24 protein-coding genes, 2 tRNA genes and 1 pseudogene are annotated in these 26,838 nt (G+C 72.0%); 17 read left to right on the top strand and 10 right to left on the bottom strand.

Features of this window, described 5'->3' with window-relative positions; translation table 11 throughout:
- Nucleotides 1-139: 139 nt before the first annotated feature.
- Nucleotides 140-1,066 carry a cysteine synthase A gene (gene cysK, locus Q4C85_RS05405; protein WP_303140416.1) on the bottom strand — a complete coding sequence of 309 codons (927 nt, stop codon included), beginning with the start codon at nt 1,064-1,066 and terminating at the stop codon, nt 140-142.
- A 577-nt stretch (nt 1,067-1,643) separates the two neighbouring features.
- Entirely contained in the window at nt 1,644-2,315 is a 672-nt protein-coding gene (locus tag Q4C85_RS05400; RefSeq protein ID WP_303140438.1) for a YigZ family protein, read from the bottom strand.
- Nucleotides 2,316-2,619: 304 nt separating this feature from the next.
- Between Q4C85_RS05400 and rpmF the strand changes: the two genes are divergently transcribed.
- The 3 genes from rpmF (at nt 2,620) to Q4C85_RS05385 (ending at nt 3,019) form a co-directional block, all read left to right on the top strand.
- On the top strand, nt 2,620-2,784 hold the full coding sequence (gene rpmF / locus Q4C85_RS05395) for a 50S ribosomal protein L32 (protein WP_303140414.1): 165 nt from the start codon (nt 2,620-2,622) through the stop codon (nt 2,782-2,784).
- Nucleotides 2,785-2,819: 35 nt separating this feature from the next.
- Nucleotides 2,820-2,890: transfer RNA gene (locus tag Q4C85_RS05390), tRNA-Gly, on the top strand.
- Between the two features lie 52 nt (nt 2,891-2,942).
- Nucleotides 2,943-3,019, top strand: a tRNA-Pro gene (locus tag Q4C85_RS05385).
- 17 nt (nt 3,020-3,036) lie between these two features.
- On the opposite strand, the gene Q4C85_RS05380 is transcribed toward Q4C85_RS05385, so the two are convergent.
- Nucleotides 3,037-3,390 carry a hypothetical protein gene (locus Q4C85_RS05380; protein WP_303140412.1) on the bottom strand — a complete coding sequence of 118 codons (354 nt, stop codon included), beginning with the start codon at nt 3,388-3,390 and terminating at the stop codon, nt 3,037-3,039.
- 239 nt (nt 3,391-3,629) lie between these two features.
- Here Q4C85_RS05380 and Q4C85_RS05375 point away from each other — a divergent pair, with 239 nt between their 5' ends.
- From Q4C85_RS05375 to Q4C85_RS05365, 3 genes are all read left to right on the top strand, one after another.
- Nucleotides 3,630-3,920 (top strand): FMN-dependent dehydrogenase, encoded by a 291-nt coding sequence (locus Q4C85_RS05375; protein WP_303140410.1) that lies wholly within the window; start codon nt 3,630-3,632, stop codon nt 3,918-3,920.
- Between the two features lie 375 nt (nt 3,921-4,295).
- On the top strand, nt 4,296-5,717 hold the full coding sequence (gene tig / locus Q4C85_RS05370) for a trigger factor (protein ID WP_303140408.1): 1,422 nt from the start codon (nt 4,296-4,298) through the stop codon (nt 5,715-5,717).
- Nucleotides 5,718-5,979: 262 nt separating this feature from the next.
- Complete coding sequence (locus Q4C85_RS05365; protein ID WP_303140405.1) at nt 5,980-6,201, top strand: hypothetical protein; 222 nt, start codon at nt 5,980-5,982, stop codon at nt 6,199-6,201.
- A 58-nt stretch (nt 6,202-6,259) separates the two neighbouring features.
- On the opposite strand, the gene Q4C85_RS05360 is transcribed toward Q4C85_RS05365, so the two are convergent.
- Complete coding sequence (locus Q4C85_RS05360; RefSeq protein WP_303140402.1) at nt 6,260-6,613, bottom strand: cupin domain-containing protein; 354 nt, start codon at nt 6,611-6,613, stop codon at nt 6,260-6,262.
- A 197-nt stretch (nt 6,614-6,810) separates the two neighbouring features.
- Nucleotides 6,811-7,656 carry a class I SAM-dependent methyltransferase gene (locus Q4C85_RS05355; RefSeq protein WP_303140399.1) on the bottom strand — a complete coding sequence of 282 codons (846 nt, stop codon included), beginning with the start codon at nt 7,654-7,656 and terminating at the stop codon, nt 6,811-6,813.
- 300 nt (nt 7,657-7,956) lie between these two features.
- Here Q4C85_RS05355 and Q4C85_RS05350 point away from each other — a divergent pair, with 300 nt between their 5' ends.
- From Q4C85_RS05350 to Q4C85_RS05335, 4 genes are all read left to right on the top strand, one after another.
- Entirely contained in the window at nt 7,957-8,574 is a 618-nt protein-coding gene (locus tag Q4C85_RS05350; protein ID WP_303140436.1) for an ATP-dependent Clp protease proteolytic subunit, read from the top strand.
- 1 nt (nt 8,575) lies between these two features.
- Nucleotides 8,576-9,268: an ATP-dependent Clp protease proteolytic subunit gene (locus tag Q4C85_RS05345; RefSeq protein WP_303140396.1), complete on the top strand. Its 693-nt coding sequence runs from the start codon at nt 8,576-8,578 to the stop codon at nt 9,266-9,268.
- Between the two features lie 274 nt (nt 9,269-9,542).
- On the top strand, nt 9,543-10,856 hold the full coding sequence (gene clpX / locus Q4C85_RS05340; protein ID WP_303140393.1) for an ATP-dependent Clp protease ATP-binding subunit ClpX: 1,314 nt from the start codon (nt 9,543-9,545) through the stop codon (nt 10,854-10,856).
- Nucleotides 10,853-11,191, top strand: coding sequence for a chorismate mutase (locus tag Q4C85_RS05335; protein WP_303140391.1), 339 nt, complete (start codon nt 10,853-10,855; stop codon nt 11,189-11,191). The genes clpX and Q4C85_RS05335 overlap by 4 nt, the downstream gene beginning before the upstream one ends.
- A gap of 201 nt (nt 11,192-11,392) precedes the next feature.
- Here the strand turns inward: Q4C85_RS05335 and Q4C85_RS05330 are convergent, their stop codons facing one another.
- The 3 genes from Q4C85_RS05330 to valS all read right to left on the bottom strand — a co-directional run bounded on the left by Q4C85_RS05330 (nt 11,393) and on the right by valS (nt 18,079).
- Nucleotides 11,393-13,237, bottom strand: coding sequence for a long-chain fatty acid--CoA ligase (locus Q4C85_RS05330; RefSeq protein ID WP_303140388.1), 1,845 nt, complete (start codon nt 13,235-13,237; stop codon nt 11,393-11,395).
- The gene (locus Q4C85_RS05325; protein ID WP_303140435.1) at nt 13,234-15,120 is read right to left on the bottom strand and encodes an AMP-dependent synthetase/ligase; all 1,887 of its coding nucleotides are present in this window, start codon (nt 15,118-15,120) and stop codon (nt 13,234-13,236) included. The genes Q4C85_RS05330 and Q4C85_RS05325 overlap by 4 nt, the downstream gene beginning before the upstream one ends.
- Before the next feature lie 145 nt (nt 15,121-15,265).
- Nucleotides 15,266-18,079 carry a valine--tRNA ligase gene (gene valS, locus Q4C85_RS05320; RefSeq protein ID WP_303140385.1) on the bottom strand — a complete coding sequence of 938 codons (2,814 nt, stop codon included), beginning with the start codon at nt 18,077-18,079 and terminating at the stop codon, nt 15,266-15,268.
- A gap of 207 nt (nt 18,080-18,286) precedes the next feature.
- Here valS and arc point away from each other — a divergent pair, with 207 nt between their 5' ends.
- Genes arc through Q4C85_RS05305 form a run of 3 tightly spaced genes read left to right on the top strand, consistent with a single transcriptional unit; the run spans nt 18,287 to nt 21,836 of the window.
- Nucleotides 18,287-20,164, top strand: coding sequence for a proteasome ATPase (arc, locus tag Q4C85_RS05315; protein ID WP_303140382.1), 1,878 nt, complete (start codon nt 18,287-18,289; stop codon nt 20,162-20,164).
- Nucleotides 20,161-20,352, top strand: coding sequence for a ubiquitin-like protein Pup (locus Q4C85_RS05310; protein WP_303140379.1), 192 nt, complete (start codon nt 20,161-20,163; stop codon nt 20,350-20,352). Before arc ends, Q4C85_RS05310 begins: the two co-directional genes overlap by 4 nt.
- Complete coding sequence (locus Q4C85_RS05305; protein WP_303140376.1) at nt 20,349-21,836, top strand: proteasome accessory factor PafA2 family protein; 1,488 nt, start codon at nt 20,349-20,351, stop codon at nt 21,834-21,836. Before Q4C85_RS05310 ends, Q4C85_RS05305 begins: the two co-directional genes overlap by 4 nt.
- Before the next feature lie 34 nt (nt 21,837-21,870).
- Here the strand turns inward: Q4C85_RS05305 and proC are convergent, their stop codons facing one another.
- Nucleotides 21,871-22,692, bottom strand: coding sequence for a pyrroline-5-carboxylate reductase (gene proC / locus Q4C85_RS05300; protein ID WP_303140374.1), 822 nt, complete (start codon nt 22,690-22,692; stop codon nt 21,871-21,873).
- Nucleotides 22,693-22,895: 203 nt separating this feature from the next.
- Nucleotides 22,896-23,333, bottom strand: coding sequence for an Lrp/AsnC family transcriptional regulator (locus Q4C85_RS05295; protein ID WP_303140371.1), 438 nt, complete (start codon nt 23,331-23,333; stop codon nt 22,896-22,898).
- A 130-nt stretch (nt 23,334-23,463) separates the two neighbouring features.
- On the opposite strand from Q4C85_RS05295, the gene Q4C85_RS05290 reads away from it, so the two are divergent.
- From Q4C85_RS05290 to Q4C85_RS05275, 4 genes and pseudogenes are all read left to right on the top strand, one after another.
- A complete protein-coding gene (locus tag Q4C85_RS05290; protein WP_303140368.1) occupies nt 23,464-24,732 on the top strand; it encodes an ornithine cyclodeaminase in 1,269 nt (422 codons plus the stop codon).
- Nucleotides 24,733-24,833: 101 nt separating this feature from the next.
- Nucleotides 24,834-25,118, top strand: a complete 285-nt coding sequence (locus tag Q4C85_RS05285; RefSeq protein WP_303140367.1) for an ATP-binding cassette domain-containing protein — start codon at nt 24,834-24,836, stop codon at nt 25,116-25,118.
- Between the two features lie 50 nt (nt 25,119-25,168).
- Nucleotides 25,169-26,044, top strand: coding sequence for an SDR family oxidoreductase (locus Q4C85_RS05280; protein WP_303140364.1), 876 nt, complete (start codon nt 25,169-25,171; stop codon nt 26,042-26,044).
- A gap of 139 nt (nt 26,045-26,183) precedes the next feature.
- A pseudogene (locus Q4C85_RS05275) lies at nt 26,184-26,838 on the top strand (hypothetical protein); the annotation flags it as partial.

Genomic DNA, 26,838 nt, shown 5'->3' with positions numbered 1-26,838 from the left:
CCTCCGCCCCCCCCGCCGGGCCCCGCCGGAGCCGCGGGGGCGCGGGGGGGGGGGTGGGGCCGCCGGTCCCGGCGCGCCGGGGCGCCCGGCACACCCGGGGCCGCGCCCCCCCTGTCCCGGGGGCCCCCCCGACGAGGCATCAGTTGAGGTACTCGGCGTACAGCGGCGTGCTCAGGTAGCGCTCGCCGGTGTCGGGCAGGACGGTGACGATCGTCGAGCCCTCGAACTCGGGGCGCTGGGAGAGCAGGTCGGCCGCCGCCAGGGCGGCACCGGAGGACACGCCCACGAGCAGGCCCTCCTCGGCCGCCGCACGGCGGGCGTAGGTCAGGGCGTCGTCGGAGGACACGTGGAGCAGCTCGTCCCAGATGTCCTGGTCCAGGACGTCGGGCACCACGTTGGGGCCGATTCCCTGGATCTTGTGCGGAGCGGCCGTGCCCTCGGCCAGGAGCGGGGACTCGGTGGGCTCGACGCCGAAGATCTTGACCTCCGGCAGCTCCTGGCGCAGGACGGTGCCCACGCCGGTGAGCGTCCCACCGGTGCCGATGCCCGCCACGAAGACGTCGAGGCGGCCCTCAGTGCCTCGGAGGATCTCCTGGGCGGTGGTCTCCCGGTGGACCTTGGGGTTGGCCGGGTTGGAGAACTGCGAGGCCAGGATCGAGTTCGGGGTGGCGGCCTGGATCTCCTCGGCGCGCTTGACCGCCCCGGCCACGCCGCCCTCGGTGGTCAGGACGAGCTCGGCGCCGAAGGCGCGCATGATGGCGCGGCGCTCCTTGGACATCGTCTCGGGCATCGTGATGACGACCTTGTATCCCAGGGCGGCGCCGACCATCGCCAGGCCGACGCCGGTGTTGCCCGAGGTGGCCTCGACGATCGTGCCGCCGGGCTTGAGCTCGCCGGACTCCTCGGCCGCACGCACGATCGACAGGGCGATGCGATCCTTGACGCTGCCGGCGGGCTCGAAGGCCTCGACCTTGGCCAGGACGGTGGCGGGGCCGGAGATGACCCGGTTGATCTTGACGAGCGGGGTGCCGCCGACGAGGTCGACGATGCTGGGGGCGTAAGCCATGGAGGTACTTCCTTCGCTGGGTGGTCCCGGTTGGGTGGGGTGGTGCGGGCTCGGACGCAGTGGGGCCCGAGAGTCTCGTGGGGCGCCCTACGGGCGCGGACGGGTCGCAACCGTCGGGGTTGAGGTGGGGCGTGGGCGCTCACTCGCGCCGGTTGGCGTCGGTCCGCAACTGCCAACCGGTTCGGCCGGTGGCTGCGGCCATGTGCCGGCGTCGGACGCGGGGTCCTGTGTGCGGACAGGCTGCGGGTGGCGAGGAGTGTTGACGAGGGTGCCCCGAGCGCCGGGCATGCGCGCAGCGACGCGCGCACTGTGTCAAGGCCTGGCGCCCTATCGACACCGACAGCAGGAGGGGGACATCGTGCGCATGATGCCGTGGGTCATCATGGGGTCCTCCCGTCCTGCTCGGTCCCGCCGCAGGGGCAGGAACTGTGTCGTGGCAGGAACTTAACGCGCTGGCATGCCGATGTGTCAAGTCATCGCTACGGAAGGACAGCCGGGCGGCGAGGGGAACGGCCGGGGCGCCTCGGGGGAGCTGGGAGGGGACGGCCGGGGCGGGAGGTCGAGGGCCGCCGTCGGCTCAGACCGGCAGCTCGACCACCCGCGTCCCCGCCGCCTCGGGTGCGGCCAGGCCCCGGGTCAGCGAGCCGATGAGCTCGCTCAGACCGACGCCCTCGGCCTGACCGGTGGACACGAGGATGACCGCCTCCGAGCCGCCCCAGGTCGTTGCCTCGACACGGATCCCGGCCGGACCGGCGGGCCCGGCCTCCCGCGGCTCGCCGCGGGCCCGCAGCTCGGCCTCGAGCCGGCCGGCCTGGGCGACCGGGACACGCAGCTCCCACAGGTACCGGGTGGTCAGCCGCACACGCGAGCAGGCCTCCAGCGCGCGGGCCGTGGCCTCGGAGTAGGCGCGCACGAGGCCACCCGCCCCCAGGAGCGTGCCACCGAAGTAACGGGTGACGACCACCGCCGTGCAGCGCAGGCCCGAGCCGCGCAGCACCTCGAGCATGGGCTGGCCCGCGGTGCCCGGGGGCTCGCCGTCGTCGCTGGAGCGCTCGAGGTCGGTGGCGCCGGGCAGGGCGATGAGGAAGGCCTGGCAGTGGTGGCGGGCGTCGGGGTGCTCGGCGCGGACCGCGGCGATGAAGGCGCGCGCCTCCTCCTCGCTGTCGGCGCGACCGGCACGCCCCAGGAAGTGGGAGCGCTTGACCTCGAGGTCGATCTCGGGCTGCTCGCCCCGCGCCACGGTGAGCAGCCCGGTGCCACCGGTCCCCGGCGACCCGGCCTTCGACGGGGCGGGAGACGTCGTCGGGCCCGGCGCGGGGTGGGACCGTGAGGACGATGAGGAGGTCACGGGGCACATCGTGGCACGGGTGCACGGGCCGGGGGCGCGTCCTCGTGGGGTAGGGTGGATGAGGTCCCCGGACCTGACGGGACTGATCTCACACGCCTGCGTTGAGATCCGGCTGGAAGGCCCGTGGGCGGAGGGGTTAAGGTGTCCCCTGGCCCAGTTTTCGATGGATCGGCTGATCCCAGGACTTTGTGAGAGGAGCGGGCTCATGGCAGTGCCGAAGCGGAGGATGTCCCGCAGCAACACGCGTCACCGTCGTTCGCAGTGGAAGGCCGAGCTCACCGAGCTCGTCACCATCCGCGTCGCCGGCCGCGAGATCACCGTGCCTCGTCGTCTGGCGAAGGCCTACAAGACCGGTCTCATCGAGTACTGAGGTCTTGTCGGGCGGGTCCGTCAGGACTCCTCGTTGCGGGTGTAGCTCAATGGTAGAGCCTCTGCCTTCCAAGCAGATTGCGCGGGTTCGATTCCCGTCACCCGCTCGGTGACGATGCGGCTGCCCCGGTCAAACCGGAGGCAGCCGTTGTCGTCGCACGGGGTATAGCGCAGCTTGGTAGCGCGCCTGCTTTGGGAGCAGGAGATCGTGGGTTCAAATCCCGCTACCCCGACCATCGGCGGGCGCGGCCCGTCACGCCTCCTTGACGGAGATGTCGGTGAGGCGCAGGGGAAGACGGGTCTCACCACTGCCCGTCTCCGGCAGGTCGAGGGTGACGGTGTCCTGACCGGTGTCAGCCTGGGCGCTCAGCTCGGCGGTGTCGGTGGACAAAGTGGCGTCTCCGGAGATGTTGACCGTGACCGACTCCGGCCTCAGGGTGGTGTCCGAGGAATCGTCGGCCGCGGTGGTGAAGGACTCGATGGGGAAGGGCGCCGCCAGCCCGGGCTCGATGATCGCCTCAGCAATGACAGTCGCCACGTCGAGCTCGGAGTCGGCCTCATCGACCACCGTGACCCCGGCGACCACGCCGAGGCTCGGAATGAACATGGTGACGGCGTCTATATCGGGTAGCGCGGGGCCTGCGGTGTCATGGTGGATCCGGGCGGGGACTGCTACCCACTCGTGGAGGATGTTGAATCTTTCCCACCAGGGTGTGCGGGTCGGGGCTGGGGATCGTTGGTGTGGTGCGGGAAGGTGGGCGTGTCGTAGGCGGGAGTCCACTGCACCCCAGTCGAGGACCGGTTGGTGGGCGGTACGTGCACGCCGCTGCCCGTACCCTCGACCGCATGCCCTCCTACCGCTCGATCTTGACCGTGACCACCCTGCTCGCCGACCGGCGCCCGCAGGATGTCGAGTTGGCGGCTCGTGCGGCCGTCGAGCACAGCACCACCCTGGAGGCGTTTCAGGTCGACGTCGTCGCCGGCCGGCCGCGGGTCACCGTCCGCTTCACCGCCGTCGACGATGCCGAGGCCCAGGCGGTCCACCGACGCACGGTGACGCAGGTGGGCGAGGTCGCGGTCGTTCCCGCCGCTGTCCTGGCCCGGGTCGTCGGCGGACGCAGCGTGCCGGTGCGCTGACACGGTGCCGGTTCACGCCGTCCGGGACGACGGCGTCCTCAGCCGCGACCCACCGCACCGCAGTCTCGCCGTCGACCGCACCGGGGTGGCCGGCTCCAGCGGACCTCCACCGTCGCCGGTGGTGTGCGGCGGCCTCGCCGTCGCGTGCCGGATGCGGCGATCTCGAGGTGCCATATGCACCGATCTCGAGGTGCCATATGTCCCGATCTCGGCGGCGGGGAGGCGGGGTGTGCGCGGATTCATGGCACCGCGGCTACCTCACCCCTCCCCGCGGTGCCCTAAGATGGCACGGATTGACGCCGTCCAGGGGCGTCCGCCGGGGTGCTCGCACGCACCCGGCGCACCACCAGCACCTCAATATCGGAGTAGACCCCCGTGAAGAGCACTGTCGAGAACCTCGACCCCGCGCGTATCAAGCTGACCGTCGAGGTCCCCTACGAGGAGCTCCAGCCCAGCCTCGAGGCCGCCTACAAGGAGATCGGGTCCCAGATCCAGGTCCCCGGCTTCCGGCGCGGCCACGTCCCCAACCGGATCATCGACCAGCGCGTGGGACGCGGCGTCGTCATCCAGGAGGCGGTCAACAACCAGCTCCCCGAGCTCTACCGCGAGGCCATCACCGAGTCGGGGCGCATCCCGCTCGACCAGCCCGAGCTCGAGGTCACCGAGCTGCCCAACGTCACCGGCGCCCAGGGCGGCCAGCTCGTCTTCGACGCCGAGGTGACCGTGCGCCCCGAGTTCGAGCTGCCCGAGCTCTCTGGCATCGAGCTGTCGGTCGACACCGTCGAGGTCACCGAGGAGGACGTCGAGGCCGAGCTCGACAGCCTGCGCGCCCGCTTCGGCTCCCTCAAGCCGGTCAAGCGCAAGGCCAAGACCGGCGACTTCGTCACCATCGACCTGACCGCCGTCATCGACGGCGAGGAGGTCGACTCTGCCTCCGGCATCTCCTACGAGATCGGCAAGGGCAACATGCTCAAGGGCCTGGACACCGCCCTGCGCGGGCTCAAGGCCGAGGAGTCGGCCACCTTCACGACCACCCTGGCCGGCGGCGAGCACGAGGGCGAGGAGGCCGAGGTCACGGTCACGGCCACCGCCGTCAAGCAGCGCGACCTGCCCGAGGCCGATGACGCCTTCGCCCAGGATGCCTCGGAGTTCGACACCATCGACGAGCTGCGGGAGGACCTGCGCTCCCAGGTCGCCGCGCGCAAGACCGGCGACCAGGCCGTCGCCGCCCGTGACGCCCTCCTGGAGGTCCTGCGCGAACGGGTCGCTTTCGACGTGCCCGAGTCGCTCGTCGCCCGCGAGATCAAGCAGCACCTGAGCGCCGAGGGCAAGGAGGAGGACGACCCCCACGCCGAGGAGATCCGCGAGGAGGTCGCCACCGGCGTGCGCGACCAGATCCTGCTCGACGTGCTCGCCGAGTCGCTCGAGGTCGGCGTCGGGCAGGACGAGCTCTTCGACTTCCTCATCCAGACCGCCCAGCAGTACGGCATGGAGCCCGGCCAGTTCATGCAGGGCGCCCAGCGCGCCGGGCAGATCCCGACCTTCGTCTCCGAGATCGCCCGCAACAAGTCCCTCGCCCTGGCCCTGCGCCAGGTCACCGTCAAGGACTCCGCGGGCCAGACGGTCGACCTCACCGAGTTCATCGGCTCCGATGAGGCCGACGCCGAGGCCGCCGCGGAGGAGCTCGCCTCCCCGGTCGAGGTCGACGCCGCCGGCTCCAGCTCCTCGCCTTCCTCTGCCTCTTCCGCCTCGGCCGACAGCGCCGACTCTGCGGCCTCCGCCTCCTCCGCACAGTGAGCGCCGGCCGGTGAGCGCCTAGACCCCACCTGCGCACGCCCGATGGGGCGCCGCACGTCCGACGGTGAGGCGCCCCATCGGGCGTTCCCGCCCGGTGACCGCCTCGTGCGGCCACCAGGTGCGGCTCTACGGGGCGGCGCGGGCGTCCCGTGGGAACCGCCTGCCCGGGTCCTGCGACCACCGGCGCCCTGCTCAGTAGAATCAGCCTTCCGGCGGTGCGACAGGGCTGCGCTGCGGTGACCGGGGAGTCGACGTCCACCCCATGGAGGTCGCCCCGGGCGGCGATGGCCTCCAGGCAGGATTCGGCACGCAGGTCTTCGAGCACCGGGCATCGAGCCGCACGCTGGGGCGCATCGGCGGCCGCCGGGTCGTCGTCGCCGACGCACCGACCCTCCTGGCCCTCCACGAGGGATACGAGCCCCGCCCCCAGGACTTCCACGACATCGCCGTGCTGCGCGCCCTCCAGACGCCCCTGGTCGACTGACCCCGGGGTCGAGTGACCCCGGGGCCTCCGGCGCCGCCCCGCGACCCGACTGGCCGGCTCAGTCCCGGGCGTCCAGGGCGTCGGCCTCGACCATGACCAGCTGCATCCGGCAGGCGGTGACCGCCGTCAGGGCGTGACGCTCGCCGGGCGCCAGGTAGACGACGTCGCCCGCCGCCAGGCGCTCGGTGCGCGACCCCACTGAGAAGTCCATCTCGCCGTCGAGGAGGGTGACGACCACCGCCTTGGGGGAGGCGTGCTCGGTGAGGGCCTGGCCGGCGTCGAAGGTGAACAGGACCGTGCGCAGGAGGTCGTTGTTGACCACGACCCGGGAGGTCGTGGCGTCCTGGCTGACCGGCAGGGCGTCGGTCAGGCCCAGGCGGATGAGCGACTCGGAGACGGGCGTAGTGGGCATGGCTCCCCCTCGGAACGGGTGTGTGGTCGGGATGGTGGTCGGTGTTGCTCGACGGTTGCTCGACGGTTGCTCGACGGCGGCCGGTGCGGTCGTCGCGGCCGCGCCCCGCCGACATCGCCGTTGGGCGGGCGGCGGCGCCCCGCCAACCAGGGTAGCGCTCCGGGCGTCGTCGGAGCGCCCCGCGGTCCCGGTGCGGATCACGCCGCGTCCGTCCCCGCCGTCCCGCCGGAGCCTGCCGGCGGCTTGCGGGCGACGATCGCCACCGCGGTGAGCGTCCTGCGCTGGGCGCGAAAGACCCGGCGCATCGCGCGCACCCTGCCCGCGGCCCCTGCCGTGCGCCGCATATTGCGGGCGAAGCGCAGGGCGCCGAGCACCCCCTCGTCGCGCACGAGGCGACTCGGCTCAAGCAGGCGCATGGGGCTCGTCGCCGTCCACACGACCTCCAGCCCCGCCCCCTCCAGGAGCCCGGCCCACTGCTCGCGCGTCAGCGGCCTGGCCCCGACCTTGATCGTGCGGGAGATCGTCCGGCGAGCCACCTCCAGCTCTGCCGGGTCCCTGCCGGAGCGGAAGGCCAGCTCGTGGATCGCGTACCGTCCGCCGGGAGCCAGGAGCCGGGCCGCCTCGGCGACGATCGCAGCCTTGCCCTCCGGCGACTGCATCGTCAGCATCGCCTCCCCGACCACGAGGTCGGCCTCGGCGTCGGCCAGTCCTGTGTCAGCGGCGTCGGCCACGACGTAACGCGCCCGGGGCCTGTCCGCCAGGACAGACTCCATCTGGGCGCGCCCCTGCGGGTTGGGGTCGACTCCCGCGTAGGAGGCCGGCCCCACCTCAAGCAGCATCTGCGCCGTCCGGCCCACGCCCGGGCCGAACTCGACCACCCTGTCGGCGGCCGAGGGTCGGGCGGCGGCCAGCATGCGACGTGTCAGGACGATGCCCCCGGGGCGCAGGACGCGTTTGCCGAGCATGGCCAGCAGCCAGTGCCCCTGCATGCGCTCGCTCTCCGGGGCACTCCTGCTTCCCCGCGTCGTCGGGTCCTCGGTCATGGGGTCCTCCCGTTGGCTGACGGCGCTCCGGGCCCGTCCAGTGCTCGCCCGGCCCGGCTCGGAGCGCCCCATTGATGGTTAGGTAAGACTAACTTAGTCGACGGTGCGCTCCCGGGGGATCCTTCACAAGCGCTCCTCGGCGGTCTGCCGACCGGGCGCCGGTGGCGGAGCGAGGGCGGTCGGTGCGGGATCGGGGCGACCCTGTGCCGACAGCGAAAAGGGCGGGAGCCCGGGCATCGGTGCCGCTCCGGCCGCGTTAGCGTTGGCACGACCGAGAACGAGAGGACTGCCGTGAGCGTCATGACTTCGCCCGCCGCGCCCGTGGCGGAGGGCCCGGGGGCCGGCCTGGGCCTGACCGACTCCATCTACAACCGCCTCCTCAAGGAGCGCATCATCTGGCTCGGCTCCGAGGTGCGCGACGACAACGCCAACGCCATCTGCGCCCAGATGCTGCTGCTGGCCGCCGAGGACCCCAAGCGGGACATCTACCTGTACATCAACAGCCCCGGCGGCTCGATCACTGCGGGCATGGCCATTTACGACACGATGCAGTACGTCCAGCCCGACGTCGTCACCGTTGCCACGGGTCTGGCCGCCTCCATGGGTCAGTTCCTCCTGAGCGCCGGCGCCAAGGGCAAGCGGTACATCACCCCGCACACCCGGGTGCTCATGCACCAGCCCTCCGGCGGCGCCGGGGGCTCGGCCACGGACATCCGCATCAATGCCGACCTCATCATCGCGATGAAGCACGAGCTCAGTGCCATCACCGCGGAGAACACTGGGCACACCATCGAGGAGATCATCGCGGACTCGGACCGCGACCACTGGTTCTCCGCCCAGGAGGCCCTCGACTACGGCTTCGTCGACCACATCGTGAGCTCCAGCCGCGAGATCGGCCAGCAGAATGGAGAGAACTGACATGACGAGCTCCCGGCCCTATTTCGACGCCGTCGCCCGGCAGGTCGGCGCCACGGGCACCGCTCCCGTCCTGCCCACCTCGCGCTACATCCTGCCCCAGTTCGAGGAGCGGACCGCCTACGGCTTCAAGCGCCAGGACCCCTACGCCAAGCTCTTCGAGGACCGCATCGTCTTCATGGGAGTCCAGGTCGACGACGCCAGCGCCGACGACATCATGGCCCAGCTGCTCGTCCTGGAGTCCCAGGACCCCGACGGTCTCATCACGATGTACATCAACAGCCCGGGCGGCTCCTTCACCGCCCTGACCGCCATCTACGACACGATGCAGTACATCAAGCCGCAGGTGCAGACGGTCTGCCTGGGGCAGGCGGCCTCGGCGGCCGCGGTCCTGCTGGCCGCGGGCGCCCCGGGCAAGCGTCTGGCCCTGCCCAACGCCCGCGTGCTCATCCACCAGCCCGCCATGGAGGGCATGCACGGCCAGGCCTCAGACATCGAGATCGTCGCCGACGAGATCGACCGCATGCGCGCCTGGCTCGAGGACACGATCTCCCTGCACACCGGTCGCGACCGGGACCTGGTCCACCGCGACCTGGAGCGCGACAAGATCCTCACCGCTCCGCAGGCGCTGGAGTACGGCATCGTCGACCAGGTGCTCAGCCCGCGCAAGGCGGCGCCCTCGCCCCACTCGTCCTGACCGCCCCCTCCGCGCCCGGTACCGTCCTGGGCGCGGAGGGCCTGCGCCGTCGACCCCGGGCGGGGAGCCCGAGGAGCAGGCTCCTCGCGGCGGCCGCGGGACCCGCCGGGGCAAGGTGTTACCGACCGCATAGGCAATTGTGTTGCGAACCTGACTCAGCGCCAGCGCAGAACGCCCTGTTACCCGTAGGCTAGGAAAAACGGCCACCAGGGGATGGCGTCCGCACCCATCTCGTCCGCATGGCCACGACCGATCGACTGAGAGGGGGACCCCCGTGGCACGAAGCGCAGAGAGCGTCGACCTACTGAAGTGCTCCTTCTGCGGCAAGAGCCAGAAGCAGGTCAAGAAGCTGATCGCCGGACCTGGGGTGTACATCTGCGACGAGTGCATCGAGCTGTGCAATGAGATCGTTGACGAGGAGCTGGGCGACTCCGGTGCGGGAGTGCCCCTCGAGCTGCCCAAGCCGCGGGAGATCTTCGACTTCCTCAACCAGTACGTCATCGGCCAGGAGGGCGCCAAGCGCGCCATGAGCGTGGCCGTGTACAACCACTACAAGCGCGTGCAGGTGCGCGAGCGCTCGGTCGCCGAGGGCGACGGCCTGGAGCTCGGCAAGTCCAACATCCTGCTGCTCGGGCCCACGGGCACCGGCAAGACCCACCTCGCCCGCACCCTGGCCAAGCTCCTCGACGTCCCCTTCGCCATCGTCGACGCCACCGCCCTGACCGAGGCCGGATACGTCGGCGAGGATGTCGAGAACATCCTCCTCAAGCTCATCCAGGCGGCGGACGGCGACGTCAAGCGCGCCGAGAAGGGCATCATCTATATCGACGAGATCGACAAGATCGGCCGCAAGGCGGAGAACCCCTCGATCACGCGGGACGTCTCGGGCGAGGGCGTCCAGCAGGCCCTGCTCAAGATCATCGAGGGCACGACGGCCTCCGTCCCGCCCGGCGGCGGCCGCAAGCACCCCCACCAGGACTTCCTGGAGATCGACACGACGAACATCCTGTTCATCGCCGCCGGCGCCTTCGCCGGCATCGAGGAGATCGTGCGCCAGCGCCAGCGCAAGGAGGTCGGCGCCCAGCTCGTCGGTTTCGGCGCCACCCTGGCCAAGGACCAGGCCAGGGACGTCTTCACATCCCCGGTCCGACCCGAGGACCTCCACAAGTTCGGCCTCATCCCCGAGTTCATCGGCCGGCTCCCCGTCATCGCCACTGTCCAGGACCTTGGCGTGCCCGAGCTCGTCCGCGTCATGACCGAGCCGAAGAACGCCCTGGTCTCCCAGTACCAGTACCTTTTCAGCCTCGACGGCGTCGAGCTCGAGCTCACCCCGGAGGCGATCGAGGCGGTGGCCTCCCTGGCCCTGGAGCGCAAGACCGGTGCCCGCGGGCTGACCAGCATCGTCGAGGAGGTCCTGGGACAGGCCATGTTCGAGGTGCCCTCCATGCCCGAGGTCGGGCGCGTCGTCGTCGACGCCGACGCCGTCCGGGGCACTGGCCGCCCCCAGTACGAGTCCGGCTCGGGATCGCTGAGCGCGACGTCGAAGAAGGTCGGCGGCGAGCACGGGGAGAGGACCCGCACGGCATGACGCCGGTGCCCCCGGCCTCCTGGGACGTGGAGCACGATCAGCCCGGTGTCCCGCCGCAGCTGGCCTCCTACCGTGCGACGATTGACAATCTCGACGCCGCCCTCATCCACCTTCTGGCCGAGCGCTTCCGCTGCACCCAGCAGGTCGGATTGCTCAAGGCCCGGATGGATCTGCCGGCCTCCGACCCCGCCCGCGAGGAGCGTCAGATCGCCCGGCTGCGCGCCCTGGCGACCGAGTCCGGGTTGGACCCGGTCTTCGCCGAGAAGTTCTTCAGCTTCATCGTCGCCGAGGTGATCCACCACCACGAGGCCATCAAGGACGGGCTCGCGGGCTGAGACCCGGTGAGGCGGTCCCACGCCGCCGGGCCCACACCCGAGGCCGATCCCGGGTCCACCAGGCGGAGGGCCCGCCCGACCGCCGTCGGACCAGGACCGGCCCAGCGCTGTGGCGTGAGCGGCGATCTCGAGGTGTCATATCCACCGATCTCGAGGTGCCATATGTCCCGATTTCGCGGGGAGGGCGGGGGACAGGGGCGGTCACAGGCGGGTGTAGAGCTCGTCGATCTCGGCGGCGAAGCGCTGGCAGGCCACGGCCCGGCGGACCTTGAGCGAGGGAGTGAGCAGCCCGTTCTCCACGGTGAAGTCACCGGGCAGGATCGTGAAGGTGCGGATCGACTCCGCCCGCGAGACCGCCTCATTGGCCCGGGCCACGGCCCGCTCGAGGGCTGCGCGCACCCGGGGGTCGGTGGTGGCCGCCACGGGGTCCATCTCCTCCAGGCCGTGGCTCGACAGCCACAGGGGCAGCATCTCGGTGTCGAGGGTGACCAGCGCCCCGATGCACGGTCGGTTGTCGCCCACGACGAGCACCTGGGAGACCAGGGGGTGGCCGCGCAGGCGGTCCTCGAGCACGGCGGGGGCGACGTTCTTGCCGCCGGCGGTCACGATGATCTCCTTCTTGCGGCCCGTGATGCGCAGGAAGCCCCCGGTCTCGAAGGAGCCGATGTCGCCGGTGCGCAGCCACGGGCCGTCACCGGAGAGGACCTCGGTGCTCGCCTCGGGGCTGTTGTGGTAGCCGCGGAAGACCCCGATGCCTTTGACGAGGATCTCTCCGTCGTCGTCGAGACGCACCGTGGTCCCCGGCATGGGCAGGCCCACGGTGCCGATCCGCGTGGCTGACGGAAGGTTGACGGTGCACGGGGCTGCCGTCTCGGTCAGCCCGTATCCCTCGAGCACGGTGACGCCCGCGCCCCGGTAGAAGTGGCCGAGGCGCTCGCCCAGCGGGCCCCCGCCGGAGATGACGTGGGTGACGCGCCCGCCCAGGACGGCGCGCAGCTTGGAGAAGACGAGCCGGTCGGCCGCGGCGCGCTGAGCGCGCAGCGTGCGCCCGGGGCCGGCCGGCGTGTCCAGGGCGCGGGAGTAGGCGATGGCGGTCTTGGCGGCCATGCGGAAGATCTTCTGGCGGCTGCCCGTGGCCCGGGCGTCCGCGGCGTTGTAGATCTTCTCGAAGACCCGCGGCACCGCCAGGACGAAGGTGGGACGGAAGGTCGACAGGTCGGTCACGAGGTTCTTGACGTCCGGGGCGTGGCCCAGGACCCCTGCCGGCGAGCACACGATGGCGATCTCGATGAAGCGGCCCAGGACGTGGGCCAGGGGCAGGAAGAGCAGCACCCTGACCTCGGGGGCCTGAAGGACCTCGGGGACGTGGTCGACCGTGTTGACGCACAGGTGGACGAGGTTGCCGTGGGTCAGCTCGACACCCTTGGGCCGCCCGGTGGTGCCCGAGGTGTAGACGATGGTGGCCAGGTCCTGGCTCGTCAGCCGCGAGGTGCGGGCGTCGAGCTCGGCGAGGTCGACACCCTTACCGTCGGCGATGAGGGTCGTGATCGCGTCCTTCGACACGCACATGACCTCCATGCCCTCCAGGGCGGGTTCCTGGGTGGCCAGCGCCGTGAGCATCGTGTGCATGGCCTCGTTCTCCACCAGGACGAAGCGCACCTGGGAGTCGGTGAGGATCCAGCGCGCCTGCTCGGCCGAGGAGGTCTCGTAGACGGGGACGACGACGAGCCCGGCCTCCCAGGCGGCGTAGTCCATGAGCGTCCACTCGTAGGAGGTGTGGGACATGATGCCCACCGTGTCCCCGGGCTTCAGCCCGTGGGCGACCAGGCCGGCAGCGACCTCCCGGACACGGTCGCGGAAGGCGCGGGCCGACACCTCCCGCCACCTGCCGCCCACCGAGGACTTGCGGGCGATGAGAGCTCCGTCGGGATTCGTCCGCACCCGCTCGGCCAGGGCCCACGGCGTGGTCATGGCGGCGTGGACGGGCACGAGCAGCGCGGTCGATGCCTCCCGCACGGGCGTGTCGGGCGAATGCGCGATGGTCACTCCTGGGGTCCCTTCCTCGTCGAGGCGTAGATCTGCGCGACCGTGTCGGCGTAGCGCTCGAGGACCTTGGCGCGCTTGATCTTGAGTGAGGGCGTGAGCAGGCCGTTGGCCTCGGTGAAGTCCGTGGGCAGCACGCGGTAGGTGCGGATCGACTCGGCGCGGGACACCGCCCGGTTGGTCCGGGCCACCGCCCGGTCGAGAGCCCCGAGGACGTCGGGGTGGAGCGCGGCCTCGGACACGTCCATCTCGGGCAGGCCGTGGTTCTTCAGCCACTGGGGGAGCATCTCGACGTCGAGGGTGATGAGCGCCGAGATGAAGGGCTCGCCGTCCCCGATGACGAGGACCTGGGAGACCAGCGGGTGGCCGCGCAGGCGGTCCTCGAGGATCGAGGGGGCGACGTTCTTGCCCCCGGCGGTCACGATGATGTCCTTCTTGCGCCCCGTGATGCGCACCCAGCCCTCGTCGTCGATGTCGCCGATGTCGCCGGTGCGGAACCACCCGTCGTCGGTGAATGCCTCGGCCGTGCCCTGTGGGTCGTTGTGGTAGCGCGTGAAGACGCCCAGGCCGCGCACCTCGAGCTCACCGTCGGCCCCCACACGGATCTGGTTGCCGCACACCGGGGGCCCGACCGTCCCTATCTTGTTGCGGATGTCGAGGTTGACGCTGGTCGGGCCGATCGTCTCGGTCAGCCCGTAGCCCTCGAGGATGACCAGTCCCAGGCCACGGTAGAAGTGGCCGAGCCGCTGGCCCAGGGGCCCGCCCCCGGAGATCGCGTAGCGCGCGTTGGGACCCAGCAGCGAGCGGATCGTGCGGAAGACGAGCCTGTCGGCCAGGGCGCGGGCCGCACGCAGCCGGCGCGAGGGGCCCTCGGGGGTGTCGAGGGCGCGGGAGTACTCGATGGCGACCTTCGCCGCCCACCTGAAGGTCTTGAGCCGGGCCCCCGAGCCGGCCTTGGCGTCGGCGGCGTTGTAGATCTTCTCCAGGACCCGGGGAACGGCCAGGACGTAGGAGGGACCGAAGGCCTGGAGGTCGGGCAGCAGGGTCTTGACATCCGGGGTGTGGCCCAGGGTGCCCTGCCCGGCGATGGCCAGGGTCTGCAGGAAGCGGGCGTAGGAGTGGGCCAGCGGCAGGAACAGGAGGAGCCGGGTGCTGGGAGAGTTGAGCAGGTCGGGGATCCAGCGCACCCCGTTCCAGGCCAGGCCCGCCACTGTCCGGTGGGACAGCTCGACGCCCTTGGGCCTGCCGGTGGTGCCCGAGGTGTAGATGATTGTGTAGAGGTCCTCGCCGGTCAGCGCGTTGGTCCGGGCGTCGAGCTCGGCCCGGGAGACCTCCTGGCCGGCCGCACTGATCGAGGCGATCGCGTCATGGTCGAGGGACAGGACCCGCACGCAGGTGCGGTCGGGCCGCCTCGATGCGTTGACCGTCACGGCGCTGCGCACGAGCTCAGCCAGGGCGGCGCTCTCGGTGATGACCAGGCGCACGTCGGAGTCCTCGAGGATCCACTCGACCTGCTCGGCCGAGTCGGTCTCGTAGATCGGCACTGACACGAGGCCCGCCCGGGCGATCGCCATGTCCAGCAGCGTCCACTCGTAGGAGGTGCGCGCCATGATGCTCACCGAGGCGCCGGGCTCCAGGTCCATGCCCACCAGGCCGGCGGCGACGCGTGCCACCTCCTCGCCGAAGGCCCGGGCGCTGACACTGCTCCAGGACTGCCCCAGCTGGGACTTGCGCTCGATGATGGGGGAGTCGGGGGTCCTGGCCACCCGGTCGGCCAGGAGCCACGGGATCGTCCACGTCTCGTCGGGCTCCTGGATGACAGGGCTGATGGCCGCCCCGTCGACGACGGCGGGGCTGCCTGCCACCGAGGGGGTGCCGGTAGACATCGGTGCGGTGGGTTGAGACGTCACCGGGTCATTCTGACAGGCCTGAGGGTCGGGGCGTGGGCAAAGGAGTCACAGAATGGTGACTGCGCCTTGGAGAAGTCCCCAAGAAGTCCCCATGTCGTGCCGCGCCACACGCCCCGACCGCTCACCTCGTCCTGTTCCGGGCCGGGGGCTCGCCGAGCTCGACGGCCGTCGCGCTCGCCGGGGCGGCCCCGTCCTCCTCCTCGCGCGGGGCCTGGGCGACCACGTCGAAGGGGCCCGCGACCTTGGCGGCCTCGGCCAGGTCGGTGCGCACGAGCTCGACGGCGGCGGCCACCTCGGGGGAGGCGGCCAGGCTCACCGACAGGATCGGCGTCTTCTGGCTCACCTTGGCCTCGGACTTGACCTTGCGCAGCGCCGCCAGCGCGTGGCCCGCGCGGACCACGAGGGAGGCGTCGGCCCCGTCGGCCGCCTCGCGCAGTGGGCCGGGCTCCGGCCAGGCCGAGCGGTGCACCGAGCCGGTGCGGTACCAGCTCCACACCTCCGCGGTGACGAAGGGCAGGAAGGGCGCGAAGAGCCGCACGAAGGTGTCCACCGCGATGGCCAGCGTCGTGCGGGCGCTGCGCACCGCCGCCGCCTCGTGAGTGCCCTCGGCGTCGTTGGCACGGTCCTTGACCAGCTCGATGTAGTCGTCGCAGAAGGTCCAGAAGAAGGACTCGGCGGCCTCGAGGGCGCGGGCGTGCTCGTAGGCCTGGAAACCGGTCGTAGCGGCCTCGACGACGTCGGCCAGGGCCGCCAGGACGGCCCGGTCGATGGGCTCGGTCACCCGCGAGGGGTCGAGGTCGGGGGCCGGAGCCGCCGCCCGGGTCTCCTCGTCGGCGTCCCAGGGCAGTCCCATCGATAGGGCGAACTTCGAGGCGTTGAGGATCTTGATGGCCAGGCGGCGCCCGATCTTCATCTGTGCCTCGTCGAAGGTGGCGTCCAGGCCCAGGCGGGCCGAGGCCGCCCAGTAGCGCACGGCATCGGAGCCGTACTGCTCGAGCAGGGCCATGGGGGTGACGACATTGCCCTTCGACTTGCTCATCTTCTTGCGGTCCGGGTCGAGGATCCACCCGGAGATCCCGGCGTTGGCCCACGGCAGGGCCCCGAACTCCAGGTCGGCGCGCACGACCGTGGAGAACAGCCAGGTGCGGATGATGTCCTGGCCCTGGGGGCGCAGGTCCATCGGGTAGGTCCGGGCGAAGAGGTCCTCGTCCTCCAGCCAGCCGCAGGCCAGCTGGGGGGACAAGGAGGAGGTCGCCCAGGTGTCCATGATGTCGAGCTCGCCGACGAAGCCCTCGGGCAGGCCGCGCTGGTCCTCGGTGTAACCAGGGGGCGTGTCCGTCGAGGGGTCGACGGGCAGGCTGGACTCGTCGGGGACGATGACCTCGTCGTGGAGGACCTGCCCCTCGGCGTCGACGCGGTACCACAGGGGGAAGGGCACCCCGAAGAAGCGCTGGCGCGAGATGAGCCAGTCGTTGTTGAGGCCGGTCACCCAGTTCTCGTAGCGCACGCGCATGAAGTCGGGGTGGAACTCCAGCTCCCTGCCGCGCGCGATCAGCTCGGCGCGCAGGTCGGTGCCGGTCGCGGGGTTCGTCCAGGCCTTCCCGCCGTTGCGCAGGTACCACTGGCGCGAGGTGACGATCTCCAGGGGCTTGTCGCCCTTCTCGAAGAAATTGGTCTGGCGTACGGTCGGGACCGGCTCGCCCCGCATCTCGCCGGAGAGCCGCAGGGCCTCGACCACCGCCTGGCGTGCCGAGAAGGTCGTCTTACCGGCGATGGTGGCAAAGGCCTCGATGCCGGCCTCGGTCGTGATCCACCCGGGGACCTCCGAGACGATGCGCCCGTCCCGGCGCAGGATGGCACGCAGGGGCAGGCCGAGGTCCCGCCACCAGTCGATGTCGGTGGTGTCGCCGAAGGTGCAGCACATGGCGATACCCGCGCCCTTGTCCCGCTCGGCGGCGGGGTGGGCCAGAACCGGGACCTCGACACCGTAGACGGGGGAGGTGACGGTCGTGCCGAACAGGGGCTGGTAGCGCTCGTCGTCGGGGTGGGCCACGAGGGCCACGCAGGCGGCCAGCAGCTCGGGGCGCGTGGTCTCGACGCACACGTCGGCCTCGGCCTCGACCGGCGCCCCCGCCGCGGCGGCCCGGGCGGCGGCCGCGGTGTCGGTGAGGTGGAAGGCGATGCGGTGGTAGAAGCCCGGGTACTCCCGGGACTCCAGCTCGGCCTGGGCGACGGCCGTCTGGAAGGTGACGTCCCACAGGCCGGGGGCCTCACTCTGGTAGGCGTCGCCCCGGGCGAGGTTGCGCAGGAAGGCGGCCTGGGCGACCTTGCGGGCCCGCACGCCGATGGTCTGGTAGTTCTGGGTCCAGTCCACGCTCAGGCCCAGTCGGCGCCACAGCGCCTCGAACTGCGCCTCGTCCTCGACGGTGAGGCGCTCGCACAGCTCGACGAAGTTCCGGCGGGAGATGGGCACCTGGTCCTTGGCCTTGACCGACCGGCCCTCGCCGCCCTCGAAGGGCGGGGTGAAGTCCGGGTCGTAGGGCAGGGTCGGGTCGACGCGCACGCCGAAGTAGTTCTGGACGCGCCGCTCGGTGGGAAGGCCGTTGTCGTCCCAGCCCATGGGGTAGAACACCGCCTTGCCGCGCATGCGCTGGAAGCGGGCGACGGTGTCGGTGTGCGTGTAGGAGAAGACGTGGCCCACGTGCAGCGAGCCCGACACGGTGGGTGGCGGGGTGTCGATCGAGTAGACCTCGGGGCGCTCGGCGGTGCGGTCGAAGGCATAGGTGTCCTCGGCCCGCCAGCGCTCGTCCCACCGCTCCTCCAGGCCGTCGGCACTGACCCGCTCCGGCACGCGCGGGCTGCGGGTCGTCGAGGGCAGGAGGCGCCCGGTGGCCTCGGGACGGGGGGAGGAGGACGAGGAGTTCTGCTCGAGCATGGGCAGATTCTGTCACGCCCTCGGCCCCCGCCCGTCTCCGGGGCCTGTGTCCCGGCCCGCCCCGGGCGTGGTGAGGCTCACCCCGACCTCGCCGTGACTGGCGCCGCCGTGACTGTCGCTGCGTCGCCGTCGTCCCACGGCCCCGGAGGACCCCGGACTCGCCCCGGCCGGGCCGCCGCGGGCGTCCGGGCCCTCGGTTGAGACCCGGTGGCGCTGCGCCGTAGACTCCTGGCACAGGCGTACCGGAGCACGACGGCAACGGTGCCGATGGTGTGGGCGCCAACCACAGGGGAGGCGAGGACGACGAACACGACGAGCACGCCTGGCGCCCCGGGCGCCGGCGACGGTCCGGGCCTCGGGCCGCAGTGCAGGCAGGACCCGGGCCTGTCAGCACTGGCGGTGGGCGAGGTGCCCGCCGGTGGGGACGCGGAGGTCTCCGCCCGCCTGCGTGAGCTGACTGAGCACGCCGGGGTCCTCACCCGCAAGAACACCCATCTGGCCAACGCCCTGCGCGCGGCGCGCACCGAGATCGTGGCCCTGCACGACGACCTCGAGGCCCTGCAGCGCCCGCCCCTGGCCCACGCCATCGTGCTCGCCGTCGACGCCACCGAGCGGACTGCCGACGTCGCTCTGGGCGGGCGCCGCCACCGGGTGGGCATCGGCCCGGGCATCGTGGCCTCGGGCCTGCACCCCGGCGACGACGTCGTCCTCAACGAGCACCTCGTGGCCACCGCGGTGGCGCCGGCTCCCCGCCACGGCGAGGTCGTCACGGTCAAGGAGACCTATGACGACGCCACCGTGCTCGTCCTGGCCCGCCACGACGAGGAGCAGGTGCTCACCCTGTCCGGGGCACTGGCTCACGCCCGCCCCCGGGTGGGCGACGCCCTCGTGGCCGACCTCGCCGCACGCATCGCCCTGCGTCCGGTTGTGCGCGCCGAGGTCGAGGAGCTCGTGCTCGAGGAGGTCCCCGACGTCGGCTATGAGGACATCGGCGGCCTGGGCGGTCAGATCGAGCTGATCCGTGACGCCGTCGAGCTGCCCTTCCTCCACCCCGACCTCTTCCGCGAGCACCGGCTGACGCCCCCGCGCGGCGTGCTGCTCTATGGCCCGCCGGGCTGTGGCAAGACCCTCATCGCCAAGGCCGTCGCGGCCTCCCTGGGCCGGGGACAGGACGAGGCCGGCGCCGTGCCCGCCGTCCGGCGCGAGGGCGCCTACTTCCTCAACATCAAGGGCCCCCAGCTGCTCGACAAGTACGTCGGGGAGACCGAGCGGCGCATCCGAGTCATCTTCGCCCGCGCCCGGGAGAAGGCGGCCACCGGCGTGCCGGTCGTCGTGTTCTTCGACGAGATGGACTCGCTGTTCCGCACCCGCGGCTCGGGACGCTCCTCCGATGTCGAGACCACCGTCGTCCCCCAGCTCCTGGCCGAGATCGACGGCGTCGACGAGCTCGACAACGTCGTCATCATCGGCGCCACCAACCGCGAGGACATGATCGACCCCGCCATCATGCGACCGGGCCGCCTCGACGTGAAGATCCACGTCGGCCGTCCCGACGCCGCCGGGGCCAGGGAGATCCTGGCGACCTACCTGACGGCGGACCTGCCGCTGCGTGAGGACCTTCTCGCCGCCCACGGCGGGGCCCGGGGCGCGGTCGACTTCCTCATCGACACGGTGGTCGAGATGCTCTACACGAGGGGACCGGCCAGCGAGCTGGTCGAGCTGACCCGCGCCGACGGCGAGGTCGAGGTCCTCCACGTCGCCGACCTCGTCTCCGGGGCGATGCTCGCCAACATCGTCGACCGTGCCAAGAAGGCGGCGGTCAAGGATCTGGTCGTCACGGGGGTCCGCGGTCTGGGCGAGGCCCACCTGCGGGCGGCGGTGGCCGATGAGATCGCCGAGAATGAGGGCCTGCACGCCACGGTGCACCCCGAGGACTGGGCGCGCGTGTCCGGGCGGCGCGGCGTGCCCGTGGCCTCCATGCGCGTCCTGCGCCGTGCTCGCCAGTCGGGGGCCGAGGCGCCCCGGCAGGCCGAGCACCCGCAGGCGCCGACCCCAGCAGATGACTCGAGGAAGGACACCCCATGAGTGAGTTCGCCCAGCCCTCCCGCTCCCGCAGCGAGGACGCCCCGCCCGACGACGACGCCCCGGTCCCCGGGCCCACCGGGCCGGGCAGGGGGCAGGACCTCGCCTCGGTGCTCGACGTCATCGACGACGTGCTCGCCGTCGACGCCCAGGAGTTCGTGCGCGGTTTCGTCCAGAAGGGCGGCCAGTGACCCGGGTCACCGGGCTGGAGACCGAGTTCGGGGTCGTGTGCGCGCCGGTGGCCGGCGCGAACCGCCAGGACGGCGTGGAGCTGCCCGGGGTCGAGCGTGTCGCCTCCCTCGTGTTCCGGCACCGGCCGCGCGGCTACCGCAACGACAACCTCTTCCTGCCCAACGGCGGACGCCTCTACCTCGACATCGGGGCCCACCCCGAGTACGCCACGGCCGAGTGCGTCCGGGTGCGCGACCTCATCGCCCAGGACCAGGCGGGCCGCTCGATGCTCAGCCGGATGGCCCAGGACGCCTCGGCGAGCCTGGAGCGCCTGGGCACCCCGGGCCGGATCCACGTCCTGGCCAACAACACCGATTCGGCCGGGCACACCTACGGCTGCCACGAGAGCTACTCGGTGCCCCGCGCGCTCGACATCGACGCCGTCCTGCCGGTACTGGCCTCCTTCCTGGCCACCCGCCCGGTCCTCGTGGGATCGGGCGTCGCCCTGACGGGCACGGGCGCCGCCCGCGGCCAGGGGGCCGAGCACCTGGCCTGGGGGCTGTCGCCGCGCGCGCCCTTCCTGGGGCACCTGGCCTCGGCCGACACGACGGGCAAGCGGGCGCTGGTCAACACCCGCGATGAGCCCCACGCCGACCCCACCGCATGGCGCCGCCTGCACGTGACGAGCGCCGACACCCTCATGGCCGAGCCGGCCGCCGGCCTGCGCAGCGCCCTGACCCTCCTCCTGCTCGACGCCCTCGAGGCCGGCGAGGACTTCTCCGACCTCGTGCTTGAGGCGCCGCTGCGCACCCTGTCACTGCTGGGCACGAGTGCTTGGGGCGACGTCCCGGCCACCACCCTCGACGGCAGGGAGCTCGACGCCGTCGACATCCAGGAGGAGTTCGTCTCCCGGCTGCTGGGGCGCTTGGGGCGCGAGGGCGTGCCCCAGGCCCTGGAGGGCGCCGACCACCTGGTCATCGACCTGGCCCCCCGGATCATCGACGCCCTGCGCCGCCGGGACGCCGGCGGGATCGACACCGAGGTCGACTGGGCGGTCAAGCGGCGGCTCATGGAGGCCCACCGACTGCGCCACCCGCAGGTCCAGGGGCAGGCGCTCGAGGCGCTGCGCACGCGGGTCGACATGGCCTTCCACGACCTGGAGCCCAGTGCGGGCCTGACCGGCCCGCTGCGCGCCCAGGGCGCTCTCGCCGTCGTGTGCACCGACGAGGAGCGCGCCCACGCCCTCGACCGGGCGCCGGCCACTCGTGCCGCGCTGCGCGGCCGCTTCGTGCAGGCCTGCCTCGATCGGCACGCCGACTTCGCCGTGTCCTGGGACTCGGTGCGCCTCGATTCGCCGCCCACCACCCCGGTCGACCTGCCCGACCCGCTGGCCAGCAGCGACGAGCGGGTCGACGCCCTCGTGGCCAAGGTGCTGGCCCTGACCGAGGAGCAGACGACCTGGATCGATCCCGTCGGCCGCGACGGCCTGGGGGTTCCCGGCTAGCCACGGCCGGGCGGCTGCTGGGGCTGCGGGGGTCTCAGGACAGCTCGCGGTCGCGGGCGACCGTCGCCCGGGCCCCCTCGATGAGGGCCGGGGAGAACCCGGCGCGCTCCATGGCCACGACCCCGGCGACAGTCGTGCCGCCCGGCGAGCACACGGCGTCGACGAGGTCGGCCGGGCTGCGCCCCTGGCCGGTGTCCCGCCGGCGCTGCGCCTCGGCCTGGACGGTGCGGGCCGAGCCGAGGACGGCCTGGGTGACGATCTCGACGGCCTGAGCCTTGGGGATCCCCGCCTCGACGCCGGCGCGCGCCAGGGAGTCGATGAAGGTGAAGACGAAGGCGGGGGAGGACCCCGCCAGCGCGATGAAGGCGGAGAAGTCCTTCTCGGCCAGCACGATCGTCTGGCCGACCTCCGCCATGAGCCCGTTGACGACCTCGAGGTCCTGCTCACAGGCGGCGGCGCCGGCCGCCAGGGCGGTCATCGACTCGCGCACCCCGGCAGCCATGTTCGGCATGGCGCGCACGACCCGGGTCCCCTCGGGCAGAAGCGACTCCAGCCGGCCGGTGCTCAGGCCGGCCGCCACCGAGACCACCAGGGGGCGGGTGGCGGCCAGGTCCGGGGCAAGATCCTCGAGCACGGCGGGCACGACATGCGGCTTGACCGCCAGGATGACGACGTCACTGCGAGAGACCAGCTCCGGCCCGCAGGCGGCCAGCGCCACCCCGGTGCGCCGGGCCAGTGCGGCCGCCGAGCCGTGGGCGCTCCACACGAGCACTTCGGCCGAACGTCCGGCGGCCACCATCCCCTCGACGATCGCGCCCGCCATGTTGCCCGCGCCGATGAATCCATATGTCGTCATGGCACCAGCCTAGAGGAGCAGTCCCACCCCCTCCTCGAGATCGGTAGATATGACACCCCGAGATCGGTAGATATGACACCCCGAGATCGGGACATGTGTCCCGATCTCGGCGAGAGGGCAGGCCCGGGGTTGGTGACGTGAGTCCGGCCCCTGACTGACGTCGTGGGCCCCGCACTCAGGTCACCGGCCCCGGAGGCCATCATCTAGACGAGGACCGAGCGCAGGAGCAGGCTCGTCTCGGAGCGGTGGACCCCGGTGATCTCACGGATGCGCCCCAGGGTGTGGTCGACGTCGGCCAGGGTGGGCACGGTCAGCTCGGCGATAAGGTCCCACTCCCCGTTGGTGGCGTGCAGGCCGGTCACGGCGGGCATGCCGCGCAGGGTGGCGATCGCGGCGTTCATCGTCCGGCCCTCGATGGCCAGGTGGCAAATGGCTCGCACGTCGTGGGCGGCGTCGTGGCCCAGCTGCACGGTGAAGCCGACGATGACCCCGCGCTCCTGAAGGCGCTCGATGCGCTTGGTCACCGTCGTGCGCGTCACCCCGAGCTCGCGGGCGAGCTCGGCGACCGGTGCGCGTCCGTCCTTGCGCAGCGCGGCGATGAGCGAATGGTCGAGCGGGTCGAGCACTTCAGAAGACGACATAGGCGGACTGTGCAGCATGAGCGATCGATAAGCAAGACGGAGTTAGTCAAATAGGGCGTCCTGGCGATTGCGCGTGGACATGGCCCGCCCCTACCTTGGTAGTGGAGCAATGAGGCTCCACCCTCGTGAGATGAAGGAGGTCGCTGTGCGCTTCGTTGATGTCCCCCACATGGTCCGATGGGTCATGCAGGACGGGCCGGAGGCGGTCCTGGCCGGCATGATCGATGCACTGGCGGAGGACTTCCGACGATGGAGGTCCTTCGAGCTGCGTCCCCGGGTGGCCTCGCACTCCGAGGTCGGCGTCATCGAGCTCATGCCCACCGCCGACCGCGACACCTACTCCTTCAAGTACGTCAACGGCCACCCGAGCAACCCCTTCCGGGGCTTCCAGACCGTCACCGCCTTCGGGGTCCTGGCCGACGTGAGCACCGGCTACCCGCGGCTGCTGGCCGAGATGACGCTGCTCACCGCACTGCGCACGGCTGCGGCCACCGGCCTGGCCACCCGCACGCTGGCCCGTCCCGATGCCAGCCGGCTCGCCCTCATCGGCGCCGGCTCGCAGGCCGAGTTCCAGACCCTGGCCATCAGGGCCGTGCGCCCCATCGAGGTCGTCACCGTCTATGACGTCGACCCGCATGCCTCCACCAAGCTGCGGGACAACCTGGCGCCCTACGGCATCGAGGTGCGCATCGCGGGCTCGGTGACCCAGGCGGTGGCCGGTGCGGACATCATCACCACGTGCACGGCCGACAAGCGCAATGCCGTGGTCCTGCACCAGCGGGATGTGCGGCCCGGTGTCCACATCAACGGCGTCGGTGGGGACTGCCCCGGCAAGACCGAGCTGGACGAGGCCATCCTCGACATGGGGGCGGTGTTCGTCGAGCACACCGAGCAGACCCGCATCGAGGGGGAGATCCAGGTCAAGGACGACTCCTACCCCGTCACCGAGCTGTGGGAGGTGCTCGCCGGGCGCGCGCCGGGCCGCACGGCCCCCGAGCAGGTGACGATCTTCGACTCCGTGGGCTTCGCCGTCGAGGACTTCTCGGCCTTGAGCTACCTCGATGCCGCGCTGAGCGCGCCCGGTGGGGAGCGCTTCTACGAGGAGATCGACCTGCTGGCCGAACCCGCAGACCCCAAGAACCTCTTCGCCCTCCTGGGCGAGATGACGGCTGAGGACCTGGATGGTTGCGACGGGGATGACGCCGTGCGCACCGACCCGAGCCTCTGGGTGGCTGATGAGCAGGGCCGTGGCTGGCAGGACGGAGCGCTCGTGGCCGGTGCCGGACGCCTCAAGGACGCGGGGGGCGACCTCGTGGCCGACGGCGGTCGAGCCGGTCTCGACATCCTCCAGGGACCGGGGGAGAGCCGCTTGGCCACCGTCCTGGCCGGCTCGAACTGAGCATCGCGCCGTCGGGTCCCGGCGGCGCATGACCGCCGCACCATCCACGCCGCCCCTCTCGGGATGATCGATCCCCAGGGGGCGGCGGTCCCGTGCGGTCGATGAGCGCCTGGTGGGGGCGTGGACGGGCTTGGTCGGCCGACGTCCTGACGATCGAGAACCTGAGCAAGACCTACGGCACGGGCTCGCGTGCCGTGCACGCCAACGACGACATCTCCCTGCGCGTTGGGGCCGGAGGTGTCGTGGGGCTGTTGGGCCACAACGGCGCGGGCAAGACCACCCTGGTCAACCAGGTCGTCGGCCTGGCCTCCAACGCCGATGGGGTCGATCCGCTCGCGGCGGCCGCCTACCTGCGCCACCTCGGCGCTCCGGGCGAGGCCGGCTGATCCGTGGACCGGGTGCGCCCCGCCGCCCCGTGGTGGGCAAAAATGGTGCCATGGCCTCATCCTCATCATCGGTCTCACCAGCACTCTCAGCCTCCTGCCTGCCGACCGGTTCTGCCGTGCCGCCGTCCTCGCCGTCGCCCGCAGGGGCCGCCGTCCCAGCGCAGGCCGGCCCGCGACCGGCCCGGCGGGCACTGGTCACCGGCGCCTCGACCGGTATCGGTCAGGCCACCGTCCGGCTTCTCAGGGACCACGGCTGGCAGGTGGTCGCCACCGCCCGCCGTGCCGAGCGCCTGCGCTCCCTGGCCGAGCAGACCGGGTGCCAGTGGCTGGCCGCCGACCTCCAGGTCGCCGCCGACGTCGAGGCCATGGCGGCCCAGGTCCTGGTCGACGGGCCGGTGGACGCGGTGGTCAACAACGCCGGCGGCGCGCTGGGGGCCGATCCCGTGACCGATGCCGACGACGCGGAGTGGCTGGCCATGTACGAGCGCAACGTCCTGGGGGCTCTGCGCGTGACCCGGGCCCTCCTGCCCGGCCTGCGCTCGCGCGGCGGCGACGTCGTCTTCCTGACCTCGACCGCCGCCCACGACACCTACCCCGGCGGCGCGGGCTACGTCGCCGCCAAGCACGCCGAGCGGGTCGTGGCCAACACCCTGCGCCTCGAGCTGGTCGGCGAGCCGGTGCGGATCATCGAGATCGCCCCGGGCATGGTGGCCACCGAGGAGTTCGCCCTCAACCGCTTCCACGGGGACCACGAGCGCGCCCGCGCCGTTTACGCCGGTGTCGAGGCGCCTCTGACGGCCCGGGACGTCGCCGAGTGCGTCGTGTGGTCGCTCGAGCGGCCCGCCCACGTCAACATCGACTCGATGATCGTGCGCCCGCGTGCTCAGGCCTCCAACACGCTCGTGGCCAGGTCCTCCCGGGGCTGAGGCCGCCCCGGGACCGCCGGGGGACGGCAGGTGACGTCCACAGGTGAGGCACAGCGCCGACATCATGCCTGCTCAGGCCCGGTGCCTACCGTGACGCGCATCCCGGCCGACCGGGGCGTACAGCGTCGAAAGGACCCCTATGAGCGAGCGCAGGACAGAGCGCCCTGACGCGACTGAGAACCTCGACCCCGTCCAGGGCGCCGGCGACGCCGGCGTTGAGGGTGGCACGACCACCCAGGCATCCGCCGAGGAGGTGACCCTAACCCTCCCCGCGGCGGACCAGCAGGCCGCCCCCAGCGCCCAGCCGGCCGCCTCGCAGCCCGCGGCGGCCGGCGGTGGGCCCGTGGCCGATGCCTCCGCGGCAGCCCCGGCGGCGGCTCCGGCAGCGGTCACTGCGACCGCGGCGGCCCAGGACTCCGCGTCGGGCGTGGCTGCCCGCCCGCGCTGGTACCGGCGCGGATTCCTCCGGCGCTCCTGGGTCAGGGCGGCGGCCGCCGTGGCGGTCGTCATCGCCGCCTTCGGCGCCGGATGGGGGGCCAATGCGGTGGTGACCCACGACTTCGATCATCGCGACTCCTTCTCCCGTGACGGCATGCAGGTGCCGCAGGGCGGCCCTGCGGGTGGTCCCGGGCAGATGGGTGACGGGTCCGGGCAGGCCGGGCGCACCGTGCCCGGCACGCAGGACCAGGGCACCACGGAGCGGGGCGGTACAAGCGGCTCGGGTGGCTCCGGCGTCCTCCAGGACGAGGCCACCCCGAGCCCGACGAGTACCGCGACCAGTTCAGCGACCAGTT

The sequence above is a fragment of the Actinomyces sp. genome, from assembly GCF_030524025.1.
GTDB lineage: Bacteria > Actinomycetota > Actinomycetes > Actinomycetales > Actinomycetaceae > Actinomyces.
Note: the sequence above shows the minus strand (reverse complement) of the source record. Positions and strands in the feature narration are given on the sequence as shown.